General features: G+C 68.7%; 16 protein-coding genes and 1 tRNA gene. 12 read left to right on the forward strand and 5 right to left on the reverse strand.

Annotated elements, in window-relative coordinates; translation table 11 throughout:
* Window positions 1-21 precede the first annotated feature (21 nt).
* The 5 genes from QZ258_RS09555 (at window position 22) to QZ258_RS09575 (ending at window position 4,972) form a co-directional block, all read left to right on the forward strand.
* Entirely contained in the window at window positions 22-1,209 is a 1,188-nt protein-coding gene (locus tag QZ258_RS09555) for a S8 family serine peptidase (RefSeq protein WP_294181012.1), read from the forward strand.
* A 35-nt stretch (window positions 1,210-1,244) separates the two neighbouring features.
* A complete protein-coding gene (locus QZ258_RS09560; RefSeq protein ID WP_294180988.1) occupies window positions 1,245-2,573 on the forward strand; it encodes an NAD(P)/FAD-dependent oxidoreductase in 1,329 nt (442 codons plus the stop codon).
* 568 nt (window positions 2,574-3,141) lie between these two features.
* Window positions 3,142-3,215 (forward strand) — tRNA-Leu (locus QZ258_RS09565).
* Window positions 3,216-3,377: 162 nt separating this feature from the next.
* On the forward strand, window positions 3,378-3,944 hold the full coding sequence (locus tag QZ258_RS09570; RefSeq protein ID WP_294180989.1) for a LemA family protein: 567 nt from the start codon (window positions 3,378-3,380) through the stop codon (window positions 3,942-3,944).
* Window positions 3,945-4,084: 140 nt separating this feature from the next.
* Window positions 4,085-4,972: a M48 family metallopeptidase gene (locus tag QZ258_RS09575; protein ID WP_294180990.1), complete on the forward strand. Its 888-nt coding sequence runs from the start codon at window positions 4,085-4,087 to the stop codon at window positions 4,970-4,972.
* Between the two features lie 9 nt (window positions 4,973-4,981).
* On the opposite strand, the gene QZ258_RS09580 is transcribed toward QZ258_RS09575, so the two are convergent.
* Entirely contained in the window at window positions 4,982-6,205 is a 1,224-nt protein-coding gene (locus QZ258_RS09580; RefSeq protein WP_294180991.1) for a winged helix-turn-helix domain-containing protein, read from the reverse strand.
* A 158-nt stretch (window positions 6,206-6,363) separates the two neighbouring features.
* Between QZ258_RS09580 and QZ258_RS09585 the strand changes: the two genes are divergently transcribed.
* From QZ258_RS09585 to ilvA, 6 genes are read left to right on the forward strand one after another with little or no spacing between them, the layout of a single operon-like run.
* Window positions 6,364-7,485, forward strand: a complete 1,122-nt coding sequence (locus QZ258_RS09585) for an ABC transporter substrate-binding protein (protein ID WP_294180992.1) — start codon at window positions 6,364-6,366, stop codon at window positions 7,483-7,485.
* Window positions 7,475-8,338, forward strand: coding sequence for an ABC transporter permease subunit (locus QZ258_RS09590; protein ID WP_294181014.1), 864 nt, complete (start codon window positions 7,475-7,477; stop codon window positions 8,336-8,338). Before QZ258_RS09585 ends, QZ258_RS09590 begins: the two co-directional genes overlap by 11 nt.
* The gene (locus tag QZ258_RS09595; RefSeq protein ID WP_294180993.1) at window positions 8,335-9,153 is read left to right on the forward strand and encodes an ABC transporter permease; all 819 of its coding nucleotides are present in this window, start codon (window positions 8,335-8,337) and stop codon (window positions 9,151-9,153) included. The genes QZ258_RS09590 and QZ258_RS09595 overlap by 4 nt, the downstream gene beginning before the upstream one ends.
* 20 nt (window positions 9,154-9,173) lie before the next feature.
* The gene (locus QZ258_RS09600; RefSeq protein WP_294181016.1) at window positions 9,174-10,271 is read left to right on the forward strand and encodes an ABC transporter ATP-binding protein; all 1,098 of its coding nucleotides are present in this window, start codon (window positions 9,174-9,176) and stop codon (window positions 10,269-10,271) included.
* A 9-nt stretch (window positions 10,272-10,280) separates the two neighbouring features.
* Window positions 10,281-11,507 carry an AI-2E family transporter gene (locus QZ258_RS09605; protein ID WP_294180994.1) on the forward strand — a complete coding sequence of 409 codons (1,227 nt, stop codon included), beginning with the start codon at window positions 10,281-10,283 and terminating at the stop codon, window positions 11,505-11,507.
* Window positions 11,504-12,766, forward strand: a complete 1,263-nt coding sequence (gene ilvA / locus QZ258_RS09610; RefSeq protein ID WP_294180995.1) for a threonine ammonia-lyase — start codon at window positions 11,504-11,506, stop codon at window positions 12,764-12,766. Before QZ258_RS09605 ends, ilvA begins: the two co-directional genes overlap by 4 nt.
* On the opposite strand, the gene QZ258_RS09615 is transcribed toward ilvA, so the two are convergent.
* From QZ258_RS09615 to QZ258_RS09625, 3 genes are all read right to left on the reverse strand, one after another.
* On the reverse strand, window positions 12,763-13,155 hold the full coding sequence (locus tag QZ258_RS09615; protein WP_294180997.1) for a VOC family protein: 393 nt from the start codon (window positions 13,153-13,155) through the stop codon (window positions 12,763-12,765). The two genes, ilvA and QZ258_RS09615, sit on opposite strands and share 4 nt — an antisense overlap.
* 43 nt (window positions 13,156-13,198) lie before the next feature.
* Window positions 13,199-13,690, reverse strand: a complete 492-nt coding sequence (gene greA / locus QZ258_RS09620; protein ID WP_294180998.1) for a transcription elongation factor GreA — start codon at window positions 13,688-13,690, stop codon at window positions 13,199-13,201.
* A 97-nt stretch (window positions 13,691-13,787) separates the two neighbouring features.
* Window positions 13,788-14,183 (reverse strand): DUF4307 domain-containing protein, encoded by a 396-nt coding sequence (locus QZ258_RS09625; protein ID WP_294181000.1) that lies wholly within the window; start codon window positions 14,181-14,183, stop codon window positions 13,788-13,790.
* A 39-nt stretch (window positions 14,184-14,222) separates the two neighbouring features.
* On the opposite strand from QZ258_RS09625, the gene QZ258_RS09630 reads away from it, so the two are divergent.
* Window positions 14,223-14,465, forward strand: a complete 243-nt coding sequence (locus QZ258_RS09630; RefSeq protein WP_294181004.1) for a hypothetical protein — start codon at window positions 14,223-14,225, stop codon at window positions 14,463-14,465.
* Here QZ258_RS09630 and QZ258_RS09635 read toward each other — a convergent pair.
* A partial coding sequence (locus QZ258_RS09635; protein WP_294181006.1) for a hemolysin III family protein occupies window positions 14,437-14,747 on the reverse strand: 311 nt, incomplete at its 5' end. The genes QZ258_RS09630 and QZ258_RS09635 overlap by 29 nt on opposite strands.

A 14,747-nucleotide genomic window follows, 5' to 3' on the forward strand; every position in this document is an offset into this window, starting at 1 on the left:
CTGGTGGCGCTGGTCGTCGCCCTGACGCCGAGTGCCGCCGTCGCGGCGCCGCAGTCGAGCGAGATCGCGACCGACGCGGTGCGCGACGCACAGTACTGGCTCGATGACCTGGGCATCCGGACCGCCTGGCAGTCGACGCGCGGGGCGGGGCAGACCATCGCGATCATCGACACCGGGATCGCACGCGGCACCGCCGAACTCGACGCGGCCGTCGTCGGCGGAACCGACTTCTCGTCGGCGGGTTCGAGCGACGGGCGCACGCCGGTCGGCGAGAGCTCCGGGCACGGCACGATGGTCGCCTCGCTCGCCGCCGGTCGGGGGACGGGCGCCACGAGCGGGGTCATCGGTGCCGCGCCCGAGGCCGATCTGCTCGCCATCTCCATCTCCTTCGGCGCCGGATCCGACGATCAGGTGGCGGACGCCGTCATCTGGGCGGTCGATCACGGCGCGACCGTCATCAACATGTCGCTCACCCGCAACACGCTCGACTGGCCCGAAACCTGGGACGACGCCTTCCTCTACGCCGCCGACCACGACGTCGTCATCGTCGCCGCGGCCGGCAACCGCGGCAGCGGCACCGAGCGCGTCGGCGCGCCGGCGACGATCCCGGGTGTGCTCACCGTCGCGGGCCTGACCCGCGCGGGGCTCGCGAGCGTCGACGCCAGTTCGCAGGGCATCACAATCGGCGTCGCGGCTCCGAGTGAGTCGCTCGTCGGGGTCACCCCGAGCGGTGGGTATGTCTCCTGGCAGGGCACCAGCGGCGCGACGCCGATCGTGGCCGGGATCGTGGCGCTCGTGCGGGCGGCGCATCCGGACCTCGACGCGGCGAACGTGATCGAGCGCGTGCTCGCGACCGCGCGCGATGAGGGTCCCGCCGGTCCCGACGTCAGCTACGGCCACGGCGTCGTGGATGCGGCCGCCGCGGTGAGCGGCGACGTCGCGCTCGTGGAGACGAATCCGCTCGGTGATCTGCGCGAGTGGATCGGGCTCCACCGCCACGTCGAGACGGCGACCGTGTTCCCGGGCGACCGTGCGGCCGCGCCGCCTGGCGAGACCGCCGTCGACGAGGCCGCGCCCGTCTGGGTGTCGCCCGGGTGGTGGCAACTGACCGTTCTGCCGTGGCTTGTCATCGGCATCCTCGCCTACATCGCGGGTGGCTTCGCGTGGGGGTTCGTCCTGCATTTCAGGCGGGCCCGCGCGAGCGACTAGATTGGGACCGACTTTTCCAACAAGGAGACCCCCCAGTGCGCAAGATTCTCATCGTCGGTGGCGGCTACGCCGGTCTGTACACCGCGAAGAAGCTCGAGAAGTACCTCGCCCGTGGCGAGGCCGAGGTCACGATGGTCGACCCGCTTCCCTACATGACCTACCAGCCCTTCCTTCCCGAGGTCGCGGCCGGGTCGATCGAGCCGCGCCACGCGGTCGTCGGTCACCGTCGTCACCTGCCGAAGACGCGCGTCCTCACCGCCTCGGTGACGGGCATCGACCACGCCACCAAGACCGCCACGATCACGCCCGAGGTCGGCGAGCCGTGGACCGAGAGCTACGACACGATCGTCGTGACGGCCGGCGCGGTCTCGCGCACCTTCCCGATTCCCGGGGTGGCGGACCAGGCGATCGGCCTCAAGACGATCGAAGAGGCGACCGCGATCCGCGACCGCGTCACCGACAACTTCGCCAAGGCCGCCAACCTGCCGGCCGGGCCCGAGCGCGACCGCCTGCTCACCTTCGTCGTGGTCGGCGGCGGCTTCGCGGGCATCGAGGTCTTCGGTGAGCTGCGCAGCTTCGCGAGTGCGCTCATCGGCCAGTACCCGCAGCTCACCACCGATGACGTGCACTTCCACCTCATCGAGGCGATGGGCCGCATCATGCCCGAGGTCTCGCTCAAGACCAGCCAGTGGGTCATCAAGAACCTCGCGCAGCGCGACGCCGAGATCCACCTCGACACGCAGCTCGCGAGCGCCGTCGACGGCAAGATCGAGCTGTCCACCGGCGAGAGCTTCGAGTCCGACCTCATCGTCTGGACCGCGGGCGTCATGGCAAGCCCGATGCTGCGCAACACCGACCTGCCGCTCGAGCCGCGTGGGCGCGTGACCGTCAAGGCCGACCTCCGGGTCGTGGATGCCGAGGGCGAGATCGTCGCCGACGCGTGGGGCTGCGGCGACGCGGCCGCCGTGCCGGACATCTCGGGCGGAAGCCCGCTGCCGGACGGATCCTGCGTTCCTAACGCGCAGCACGCCGTGCGCCAGGCCAAGTTGCTGGCCAAGAACTTGGTGGCCGACATCCGCGGCGAGAACCCGCGCGAGTACTTCCACAAGAACCTCGGTGCAGTTGCCGGTCTCGGCCTCTACATCGGCGTGTTCCAGAAGGGCGGCCTGTCGTTCAAGGGCTTCTTCGCCTGGCTGATGCACCGTGGCTACCACGGCTTCGCGATGCCGATGTGGGAGCGCAAGGCGCGCGTCTTCAGCAACTGGATCGTCAACTTCCTGTTCCGCCGCGACCTCGTCGGCATCCCGGCGCGCGACACCCCGCGCGAGGCTTTCGAGACCTTCGCCTCGCGCCCCAAAGCCTAATCGCTCGACCTGCACGGTCGGCGTCCGCGCCGCCTGCTCGACCTGCACGGTCGGCGTCCGTGCCGCCTGCTCGATGCCCCGCCCGAGTTCGCTCCGGCGGGGCATCGTCGTCCCCGTCCCCGTCCCCGTCCCCGCCGCCGCCGCCCCCCGCCGCCCGTCGTCCCCGCTGCCATTTACGAAATGCAGGAAAAACGGCGGCGGACGCGCAACTCCCGCCCGTAACTTCGGCCATCCCGTCTCGCGCATCCTGCATTTCGTCGCCGGAGGGACGCGGGGCGGAGCTGCGGTCCGCGTTCGCCTGCCTCGCCCTCGCCGTCGCCGACCCGCCGCCCGTCGGGCCTTGCCGCGCCACCTGCCGCCCGTCGTCCCCGCCGCGATTCACGAAATGCAGGAAAAACGGCGGCGGATGCGCAACTCCTGCCCGTAACTTCGGCCGACCCGTCTCGCGCATCCTGCATTTCGTCAACGGAGGGACACCGGTGGGACGCCCGGGGGCGCGGCGGAGGCCGGGGGCGCGGCGGAGGCAGGCGGGAGCGACGGCAGGCCGGGACGGTAACGTGAGCGGAGCGCTCCCGTAGCCCAATCGGCAGAGGCAGCCGACTTAAAATCGGCACAGTCTGGGTTCGAGTCCCAGCGGGAGCACCGAATCCCCAGCAGGAGCACCGATTCCGGGACGGCCCGGCCGGCGCGGCCGGCGCGACCGTGCACGTTCGGCGCGACCGTGCACGTTCGGCGGCGCCGATCACCGCGGAGCAGGGCGGGCCTCCATAGGAAACCGCAAGAAATGCCCCCTATATTTGAGGCATGGAACTTCTCCTCGTGGTTGGTGTCATCGTCCTGCTCGCGGTCATCGTGGGCATCTACCTCTGGTCGACCTACAACGGCCTCGTGCGCCTCAACGTGCGCGTGGACGAGGCGTGGAGCGACATCACGGTGCAGCTCAAGCGCCGCGCCGACCTGATCCCGAACCTCATCGAGGCGGTCAAGGGCTACGCCGCGCACGAGAAGCAGGTCTTCGAGAACGTGACGAAGGCCCGTTCGGAGACGGTCAACGCCTCCACGCCGGCGGAGGCGGGCGTCGCGGAGAACCACTTCCAGTCGGCGCTGAAGAGCCTGTTCGCGGTCGCCGAGGCGTACCCGCAGCTGCAGGCCAACCAGAACTTCCTGCAGCTGCAGGGGGAGCTCGTCGACACCGAAGACAAGATCCAGGCCTCGCGCCGGTTCTACAACGGTGGCGTGCGCGAGCTCAACACCAAGATCAAGATCTTCCCGAACACGCTGTTCGTGCGGGGCCTCGGTTTCACCGAGCGCGACTTCTTCGAGGTCGACGAGCCGTCGGCGATCGCCGAGCCGCCGCGCGTCCAGTTCTAGGTCTTGACCAGATCGAGCACCGCACGAATCGCACGTGCCGTGAGTCGATCGAGTCGTGCGCGACGCACACATATTTTGAGCGGATCGGGTAGCGCGGTTGGCGCGCGCCTCGGGACCGCTCCGTCACAAAGGATGGCCTGATGTATAGCGCGATCGCGCGGAATAAGCGCAACACCGTCTTCATCATCCTGCTGTTCATTGTGATCATCGGGGCGCTGGCGACGATCGCGGCCTGGTACGTGGGGGACTGGTCGATCGCGATCATCGCGGTGTCGATCGCGATCGTCTACGCGATCTTCCAGTACTACATGGCGACGCGTGAGACGCTCGCGATGGCCGGTGCCCAGCAGATCGAGAAGCGCGACAACCCGCGGCTCTATCGGATCGTCGAGAACCTGGCGATCACCGAGGGCATGCCGATGCCGAAGGTCTACATCATCAACGACCCGGCCCCGAATGCGTTCGCGACCGGTCGCGACCCGGAGCACGCGGTGGTCGCCGCGACCACCGGGCTGCTCGACATCATGACCGATCCCGAACTCGAGGGCGTCATGGCGCACGAGATGGGGCACGTCAAGAACTACGACATCCGCGTCTCGCTGATCGTGTTCGGCCTGGTGATCGCGATCGGTCTCATCGCGGACATCCTGCTGCGCATGGTGTTTTTCGGCGGGCGCGGCCGCAACAACAACAACAACGGTGGCGGCATCATCCTGATCGTCGTCGGTCTCGCCGCAGCGATCCTCGCCCCGCTCGTCGCGGCCTCGGTGCAGGCGGCCGTCTCGCGCCAGCGCGAATACCTCGCGGATGCGACCGGCGCCCTGACGACCCGTCACCCCGAGGCGCTCGCGAGCGCGCTGCTCAAGCTGCAGGAGTACGGCCGCCCGGTGCAGAAGACCAACACGAGCATGTCGCACCTGTGGATCAGCGACCCGAACAAGCCGGGCTTCTTCGCCAAGATGTTCGCCACGCACCCCCCGATTCCCGACCGGGTGGCGCGGCTGCGCAACAACGCGACCAAGTTTTAGCGCGCCGCGTCAGTCGAACCGCTCGTCGGTCGACACGGTGGCGACCCCCAGCGCCCCCGCGAGATCGCGCGCGAGATCGCCGCGATCGACCACGACGATGGACTCGCAGCCCTGCCACGCGGCCATCGCGCGAAGCTCCGGAGCGATCCGCTCCTCGATGCCGACGGGGGCATGCGGCTCGCGCCACGCGGACTGCACGCGTAGCACGCGCGCCTGCCGGTCGTTCTTGAGGTCGATGCGCCCGACGAGCCGATCATCGACCAGCACCGGCAGCGTGTAGTAGCCGTACACGCGCTTCGCCGCCGGCGTGTAGATCTCGATGCGGTAGTGGAAATCGAACAGCCGCAGCGCACGATCGCGCTCCCAGACGACGGGGTCGAAGGGCGAGAGCAGGGCGGTCGCCTCGATGCGGCGGGGGATGCGCGCCTCCCGATGCAGGAACGCGGGCCGACCCCACCCCTCGACCGCCACCCGCGACACCGTGCCCGCCTCCTCGAGCTCGTGCAGGGCGCGGCTCGTGTCGGCGATCGACAGCCGGTAGTAGTCAGCGAGGTCCTTGACGGTGCCGATGCCGTGGGCGCGGGCGGCGCGCGCGACGAGTTCGCGCTGGGCATCCTCGCGCGAGACCCAGGTCTCGAGCACCTCGGGCGCCACCACTTGCTCGGGCAGCGCGTACACGCGCTCGAAACCGCGGCGGCCCGCGGTGGCGACCTCGCCGAACATGAACAGCTGCTCGAGCGCCTCCTTCACGTCGCTCCAGCCCCACCACGGCCCCCGACGCACGTTCGCGTCGTGCTCCATCGCGCTCGCGGCCATCGGCCCGTTCGCGGCGAGCTCGGCGCGCACCCAGGTGAGCATGTCGTGGTGGGTGTTGGCCCAGGCGTCGGGCTTGCGCGTGTACTTCTCGCGCAACTCGTCCATCCGCCAGCGCCAGAGCGGCCAGTCGACGGCGGGCACGAAGGCGGCGACGTGCGCCCAGTACTCGAGGTATCGAGCCTTCGGCGCCAGGGTGATCCGATCGAGCAGGGCCTTGTCGTAGCCACCGAGCCGTGCGAACACCGGCAGGTAGTGGCTGCGCTCCAGCACGTTGACGGAGTCGATCTGCAGGATGCCCAGCCGATCCAGCAGCAGGTTCAGCTGGCGCGTGCCGGCCGCGGCCGGCCGCGGGGTGCCGAAGCCCTGTGCCGCGAGCGCGATGCGACGCGCGGCGGCGAGAGAGAGGGAGTCCGGCACGAGTCGACCCTACTGAGCGCACCGGACATCGAGCTGACCCCGATCGTTCACCTGCGCGCGACCGCGCTGTTGAGTTCGGCTCGTAGCGTTCCCCCTGTCGCCGAGGACAGCAGCTCGTCGTTCGGTCGAGCGCTCGGCGCCACGACTACGGAGGAAACGTGTTTCGCAAGCACACTCTGATCGGTGTCAGCGCCGTTGCCGCGCTCTCGCTCGGTCTTGCCGGTTGTTCCGGCACCGCGGAGGCCAGCGACAGCGTCGCCGCGACCGCGACCAGCGTCGCCGACTTCGGCTCGTTCGCCGAGCTGGAGGCCGCGGCCAAGGCCGAGGGTCAGCTCAACGTGATCGCGCTTCCGCGCGACTGGGCGAACTACGGTGAGATCCTGGATGCGTTCGCCGCCAAGTACCCGGAGATCACGATCAACGAGGCGTCACCGGATGCCTCGAGCGCCGAGGAGATCAAGGCAGCTCAGGACCTCGCCGGCCAGGACACCGCTCCCGACGTCTTCGACATGGGGCTCGCGGTGACGCTCGCCAACACCGACCAGTTCGCGCCGTACAAGGTGCAGACCTGGGACGACATCCCCGACGCGCTCAAGGAAGCCAACGGCCTGTGGGTGGGCGACTACGGCGGGTACATGGCGATCGGCTACGACCCGGATGCGGTTCCGGCTCCGACCTCGCTCGAGGATCTGCTCGGCGACGAGTACCGCGGCAAGGTCGCCATCAATGGCGACCCGACGCAGGCGGGTGCCGCCTTCGCGGCGGTCGGTCTCGCGACGGTGCAGAACGGTGGGACGCTCGACGACTTCCAGGCGGGCATCGACTTCTTCTCCGAGCTGAACGCCGCCGGCAACTTCCTGAAGATCGACGTCACCAACCCCGCGATCGCGTCGGGCGAGGTCTCGGTGACCTTCGACTGGGACTACCTGCAGCTCAGCGCCAAGAACTCTCTCGAGGGCCAGCGCTACTGGGAGATCGTCGTGCTCCCGGGAACCGGCTACGCGGGCTACTACAACCAGGCGATCAACGTCGATGCACCGCACCCGGCGGCTGCTCGCCTGTGGCAGGAGTTCCTCTACAGCGATGAGGCGCAGAACATGTGGCTGAAGGGCGGAGCGCGCCCCGTGCGCGCGGACGCGATGGCCGCCGCCGGCACGATCGATGAGGCCCTCTGGAATGCACTTCCGGAGACGCCGGAGACGACCGTGGTGCCGACCGCAGCGCAGAGCGAGGCTGCGGGCGTGCTTCTCGGCGAGATGTGGGCAGCCGCTGTCCAGTAGTTCTCGGCAGGGGAGGGGAGCGGCCTGGGGGCTGCTCCCCTTCTCGGCGTACATTCTGCTGTTTCTCGTGCTGCCGACCGTGATCGCGTTGGGGACGGGGTTCTTCGACGCGGATGGGGCCCTCACCCTGTCGAACGTCGAGGCGCTGTTCGACCCCGTGATCGTTCAGGTCTTCGGCAACACCATCTGGGTTTCGGCGGTGACCGCGGTGATCGGCGCCGCGCTCGGAGCCGTCACGTCCTACGCCTTGATCGGCGCGAACCCCACGGGGCTGCTGCGCACGATGGTCGACTCGGCCAGCAGCGTGTTGGCCCAATTCGGCGGCATCATGCTCGCCTTCGCCTTCATCGCGACGATGGGTGCCTCGAGCCTGCTCACGGTGACGCTGCGCGAGCAGTTCGGTGTCGACATCTACGGCGACGGCGTGTGGCTGTACGAGACGCCCGGGCTCATCCTGCCCTACATCTACTTTCAGGTGCCGCTCATGATCATCGTCTTCCTGCCCGCGCTGGAGGCGCTACGCCCGCAGTGGGCGGAGGCCAATGCCACGCTCGGGGGGTCGAGGGGCACCTACTGGCTCCGGATCGGGTTCCCGGTGCTCGCGCCGTCCTTCATCGGCTCGCTGCTGTTGCTGTTCGCGAACGCGTTCTCGTCCTATGCGACGGCCGCGGCGCTGATCAGCCAGGGCTCGCAGATCGTGCCCTTGCAGATTCGCGCCGCACTCACCAGCGAGACGGTGCTGGGGCGTGCGAACCTCGCGGGTGCGCTGGCGCTCGGAATGATCGTGGTGATGGTCGTCGTGATGTCGCTGTACGCCGTCCTGGAGCGTCGAGCCACGCGGTGGCAGCGATGAGCGCGAAGCCCGGCGGCGTCTCGATCCGCCCGTCCCGAACAACCCAGTTCGTGCTGCTGGCGACGATCGGGCTGGTGTTCGCGATCCCGATCCTCGGCATGATCGAGTTCACGCTGCGCGGCGGACTCGAGGGCGGGTACAACCTGGATCATTGGGTGCGGGTGTTCTCGGGGGAACTCGATGCGAGCTACAGCCGCCCGTTGTGGGCGGGCGTGGGAAACTCGCTGCTGCTCGCCGCCTTGACGATCGTGATCTCGTTCACCCTGCTCGTTCCGACGATGGTGCTCGTGCAGTTGCGGTTCCCGAAGCTCCGCCGCGCGCTCGAGTTCGTCTGCCTGATCCCGATCACCATCCCCGCGATCGTGCTGGTGGTGGGGCTGGCTCCGGTGTTCTCGGTCATGGCCCGCATGTTCGGAAGCGGCGTCTGGACGCTCGCCTTCGCCTACGGGATCATCGTGCTGCCGTTCGCCTACCGGGCGATTCAGTCCAACCTGGCGGCGATCGATCTGGTGACGCTCACCGAGGCCGCGCGCTCGCTCGGCGCGAACTGGGTCGTGGCGATCTGGAGCGTCGTGATCCCGAATCTGCGTCGCGGCCTGCTCGCCGCCGCGTTCATCACGATCGCGGTGGTTCTGGGTGAGTTCACCATCGCCTCGCTGTTGAACCGACCCAACCTGCAGACCGCCTTGCTGCTGGTGTCGAAGGCGGATCCGTTCACGGCCGTGATCTTTGCGTTGCTGTCGCTCGCCTTCGGCTTCGCCCTGCTGTTCATCCTCGGTCGCGCATCCGCCCGACAGATCCGGAGAAACCCATGACCACCGTCAGCACCGACAGCATGTCCGTTCCGGCGGTTGCGCCCGAACTGCGTGCCGAACCGACCACCGTCGAGCTCGTCGATGTGGTCAAGGATTACGGCGCGACTCGTGCGCTTGACCGCTTTTCGCTGGCGCTGCAGCCGGGCGAGTTCGTCGCGCTGCTGGGACCGTCTGGGTGCGGAAAGACGACGGCCTTGCGCGCGCTCGCCGGGCTCGAGGGGGTGACCTCCGGTCGCATTCTGGTGAACGGGCAGGACATCCAGGCGGAGCCGACGAACCGTCGCGATATGGGGATGGTCTTCCAGGCGTATTCGCTCTTCCCGCACATGACCGCGCTGCAGAACGTCGAATATGGTCTCCGGATGCGCAAGGTCGCCCGCGTCGAACGGCGTCAGCGAGCGCTGGAGTCGTTGACGCTTGTCGGGTTGCAGGGGCGGGAAGATCGCTACGCGCATCAACTGTCGGGCGGGCAGCAGCAACGCGTCGCGCTCGCGCGCGCGCTGGTGACGCGTCCCCGAGTGCTCCTGCTCGACGAGCCGCTCTCCGCGCTCGACGCGAAGGTGCGGGTGAGCCTGCGCGATCAGATCCGTCGCATCCAGACGGAGCTGGGCATCACGACCCTGTTCGTCACCCACGACCAGGAGGAAGCGCTCGCTGTCGCCGACCGGGTCGCCGTGATGAGCCACGGACGCATCGAGCAGATCGGCACCCCGGAGGAGTTGTATGCACGGCCCCAGTCGGCGTTCGTGGCGGACTTCGTCGGGCTGAGCAACCGGGTTCCGGGGGAGGTGCGCGGAGGCGTCGTGCACGCGTACGGGGCGCGGTTCGAATTGCTCGGCGCGCCGCAGCCGGATGGACTCGTTCTCGCGCTCGTGCGGCCCGAAGATCTTGTCTTCGACGCCGCGGGGCTTCCCGGCACGGTCGTGACGTCGAGCTTTCTCGGCTCGGTCCGTCGCACCGCCGTGAGGCTCGAGGACGGCCTGGTGCTGACGGTGCAGCACGACGTCGGCGACCGTCGAAGCACGGGCGAGGCCGTCCAGGTTGGCTTTCGTGGCGGCCCGGTCAGCGCCAGTCGCGTGCGGGGTGATGACGCGCCCGCCTCGGTGCCCGCGTCCTAGACTGGGCCGGTGCCCACGAATTCGCCGAAGAACCCGAAGCCCGCGGCCACATCCCGTGTCGGCGACGAAGCGGTGAGTCCCGGTATGCGCACGGCCGCGGCCTGGTCATGGCGCATCCTGGTCGTTGCCGCGGTCGCGGCGCTGGTCATTTTTTTGGTGATCCAGTTGCGGCTGATCGTCATCCCGATCATGGTGGCTCTGCTGCTCGCGGCGCTGCTCGTGCCGTTCTCCAACTTCCTTCAGAGCCGCCGGTGGCCGAAGTGGTTGGCCGTCGCCGTGAGCGAGGTCGGGATCATCGCCGTCGTCGCGGGCCTGGTGACGATCGTCGTCTGGCAGGTGCGGGCCGGCTTCCCGTCGTTGCAGGAGCAGACGATTGCCAAGTTCGTCGAGTTTGAGCAGTTCCTGGTCGACTCGCCCCTCGGGCTCTCCGAAGCGGACATCACGGGCTTCATCGACGACGCGGTCGCCACCATCCAAGACGACATCGGCACGATCGTCGGCGTCGCGCTCGGCCTCGGCGGTGACGTGGGCGAAATCCTCGCGGGGGCGCTCATCGCGCTGTTCGCGACGCTGTTCATCCTGATCGACGGTCGAGCGATCTGGGCGTGGATCGTTCGGCTCTTCCCGCGGCCGGCGCGCGTCGCGGTTTCGGGTGCGGGCGAGGCCGGCTGGGTCACCCTCACCTCCTTCATCAAGGTTCAGATCCTCGTGGCGGCGATCGACGCCATCGGCATCGGCCTGGGCGCCTGGATCCTGGGGCTGTTCCTCGGCGGATTCCCGCTGGTCATTCCGATCGCGATCGCGGTGTTCCTGGGGTCGTTCATCCCGATCGTCGGTGCGGTGCTCTCGGGAGCCCTCGCGGTCTTCATCGCCCTCGTCTACCTTGGCCCGATTCCGGCCGTCATCATGCTCGGAATCGTCATCGGCGTGCAGCAGCTCGAAGGCAACGTCTTGCAGCCCTTCCTGATCGGGACGGCGGTCAAGGTGCATCCCTTGCCGGTCGTGCTCGCGGTGGCGACGGGTGGTTTCCTCGCGGGAATCGCCGGTGCCCTGTTCGCGGTCCCGGTGGTCGCGGTCGCCAACGTCATGATCGGCTACCTGGCCCGCGGCGACTGGCGCACCAACCCGAACCCCAGTGCCAGCGACCTGTTCCCGCCTTCCGAGACCCCACCGCGAACGCGTCGGCCTCGGTCGGCGGCGGTCGCGCAACAGCCCGCAACGGAGCCCGACGCATGACCGATCAGCTCACCCCCGAACTCGCGACCGAGCCGCTGCCCGGCCCGAGCCTCGACGACATCCGCGCGGCGCGCGAGCGCGTCGCCCACGTCGTGAGCGTCACTCCGCTCGAGCACTCCAGCTACCTCTCCGGACTCCTCGGCAGCCCCACCTGGTTCAAGGCCGAGAGCCTGCAGAAGACCGGCTCCTACAAGATTCGCGGCGCCTACAACCGGCTCGCCCGGTTGAGCGAGGAGGAGCGGGCCCGGGGTGTGGTGGCGGCGTCGGCCGGAAACCACGCGCAGGGCGTCGCGCTCGCCGCGCGCGAGTTGGGGATCCACGCCACGATCTTCATGCCGATCGGTGTCGCGCTGCCGAAGCTGCAGGCGACCCGTGGCTACGGCGCCGACGTCGTCTTGCACGGGCACGTCGTCGACGAGACGTTGCACGCGGCAGCCGAGTTCGCCGAGCGCACCGGCGCGGTGCTGATTCCGCCCTTCGACCACCCGGATGTGGTGGCCGGCCAGGGGACCATCGCGCTCGAGATCCTCGATCAGCTGCCCGACGTCGCCAACGTCATCGTGCCGATCGGCGGCGGAGGGCTTGCCTCGGGCATCGCCTCCGCGTTCGCCCAGCTCGCGCCCACCCTGGGCCGCCAGGTTCGGGTCGTGGGCGTGCAGGCCGCCAACGCCGCGCCCTACCCGGTATCGCTGGAGGCCGGCGAGATCATCGCCGTCGCGACGGCCCCGACGATCGCCGACGGCATCGCGGTCGCGCGTCCCGGTGCCCTGAACTTCGAGATCATCCGTCGAGCCGTCGACGGCGTCGTCACGGTCGAAGATGACGAGACCGCCAAGGCCCTTGTCATGCTGCTGGAACGGGCGAAGCTCGTCGTCGAACCCGCGGGTGCGGTCGGGGTGGCGGCCGTGCTCTCGGACAAGATCCAGGTGGAGGGCCCCACCGTGATCGTGTTGAGCGGTGCGAACATCGACCCGATGGTCATGGAGCGCGTGATCAGCCGCGGTCTCGCCGCCTCGGCCCGGTACCTCAAGGTCAACATCCCGCTGCCGGATCGCCCGGGACAGCTCGCGCGCATCGCCGAGATCATCGCCGACGCCAACGCCAACGTTGTCGAGGTGCTGCACACGCGCCACGGCTCCGGGCTGCAGATCAGCGAGGTTCAGATCGAGATCCACATGGAGACGCGGGGCGCGGAGCACGCCGAACTCGTGCTCGATCACCTGCGCGCCGCCGGCTACGAGCCGCGCCTCGACGCCTAGGGCAGCGCGGCAGGGTCCATCCAGTGGGCGTGCCAGATGTGGCCGTCGGGGTCGGTCATGCCGCGCGCGTACATGAAGCCGAGCTCCTGCGGCTCCCCGAGCGGCGACGCTCCCGCGGAGAGCGCGCGCGTCATGAAGGCATCCACCTCGGCGCGCGACTCCACCTGCAGGGCGTGGGAGGTGGCGGCCGTGCCCGACGGCGGGGCCATGCCGTTCTCCGCGGCGAACGCGGGGGAGAGCAACATGATGACGACCTCGTCGCTCACGACCATCGCGGCGGCGCTCTCGTCGGTGAAGCCGGCGTGGTTCTCGAAACCGAGCGCGGAGTAGAACGCGATTGCCGCGGTCAGATCTCGGACCGCGAGGTTCGGAAAGAACATTCGTGCCATGCGCTGAGCCAAGCACGATTCTCGCGCGAGCGCGAGAGGGATGTCAGCCGCGGTAGGTCTCGACCGCGACGACCTCGACGCTGATCTCTTTGCCGTTCGGCGCGGTGTAGCTCGTCGAGTCACCCACCTTGAGGCCCATGATCGCGGCACCGAGCGGGCTCGACGAGGGGTACACCTCGAGGTCGTCCTGGTCGGCGGCGATCTCGCGGCTGCCGAGGAGGAACTTCGACTCCTCGCCGAAGATCTTCGCCGTCACGACGGTTCCGGTCTCGACGACGCCGGTCGACTCCGGCGGCTCGCCGACCGTCGCGGTGCGCAGCAGCAGGGTGAGCTGGCGGATGCGCGCCTCGATCTTGCCCTGCTCATCCTTGGCCGCGTGGTAGCCGCCGTTTTCCTTGAGGTCGCCCTCTTCGCGCGCGGCTTCGATCTTCTTGGCGATCTCGGCGCGACCCGGCCCGCTGAGCTCCTCGAGTTCGGCGGAGAGGCGGTCGAAAGACTCCTGCGTCAGCCATGTGGTTGCTGCGGTGTCGCTCATGCGGATGCTCCTGGTGCGCGAATGGACAAAGACTCTCCCTCAACAAACGAGACCGGCCAGTGGCCGGTCTGGGTCAAGGTGTGAGAGTTGATTCAGACTAGGTCAGGCGGCACTCGGAGATCAAGCCGACGACCGCCGGCTCGGACGTGACGACGTGCTCCTCGAAGGTTCGCGTGTACGTGTCCGAGGCGGGCAGTTCGATGATCTTCCAGCCCACCACCGCGTGCTGCTCGTTCTGCGCTTCGACGGCGCAGCGCACCGTCGCGCCCGGAGCCACCGACACCTCGAAGCGCACCACGACGAGGTCGTCGCTCGAGAGCTCGAAGCCGAGGTCGCGGCTCTCGAGCGTCGCCTCGGGCGCAAACAGCCCCGCCCAGACGACCCAGGCGCCGAGGACGAGCGCCGTGCCGATCCCCGCCGCGATCGCGATCAGGCGGCGGCGTCGGGCGCGCTGGGGCGTGCGGCCGTATCGGGCATCCAGGTCGGTCGTCATAAGCTGGTCTCAGGCTATTCGGTTTCGGGAAGGCACGACGTGTTCTGGACTTTTTTTGCGGCGACCGGCGTTCCGGCCGCCGTCTCCGAGGTGGATGAGAACGCCGTCACCCCGGGCGTCATCGGCTTCGTCGTGACCTTCATTTTCATCGTCGCCGTGATCCTGCTGCTGATGGACATGGTGCGCCGGATGCGACGCCTGCGCTACCGCGTCGAGGCCCGCGAACGGCTCGAGGCGGAAGCCGCGGCGGAGGCTAGCCCGTCACCGGATTCAGCACAATGAGCAGGATCGCGGTCCAGTGGCACAGGAACGCGATCACCGTGCACGAGTGGAAGATCTCGTGGAAGCCGAACACGCCCGGCACCGGGTTGGGGCGCTTGAGCGCATAGAACACGGCCCCCACGGTGTAGGAGACGCCGCCGACGACGACGAGCACCATCATGGCGACGTTGGCGTTGACCAGATCGACGATGTACAGCATCGCCGCCCAGCCCAGGGCGATGTACAGCGCCACATACAGGATGCGCGGCGCCTTCAGCCAGAAGATGCGGAAGGCGATCCCGA

It is taken from the genome of uncultured Schumannella sp. (genome assembly GCF_905479755.1).
Lineage (GTDB): Bacteria > Actinomycetota > Actinomycetes > Actinomycetales > Microbacteriaceae > DCRR01.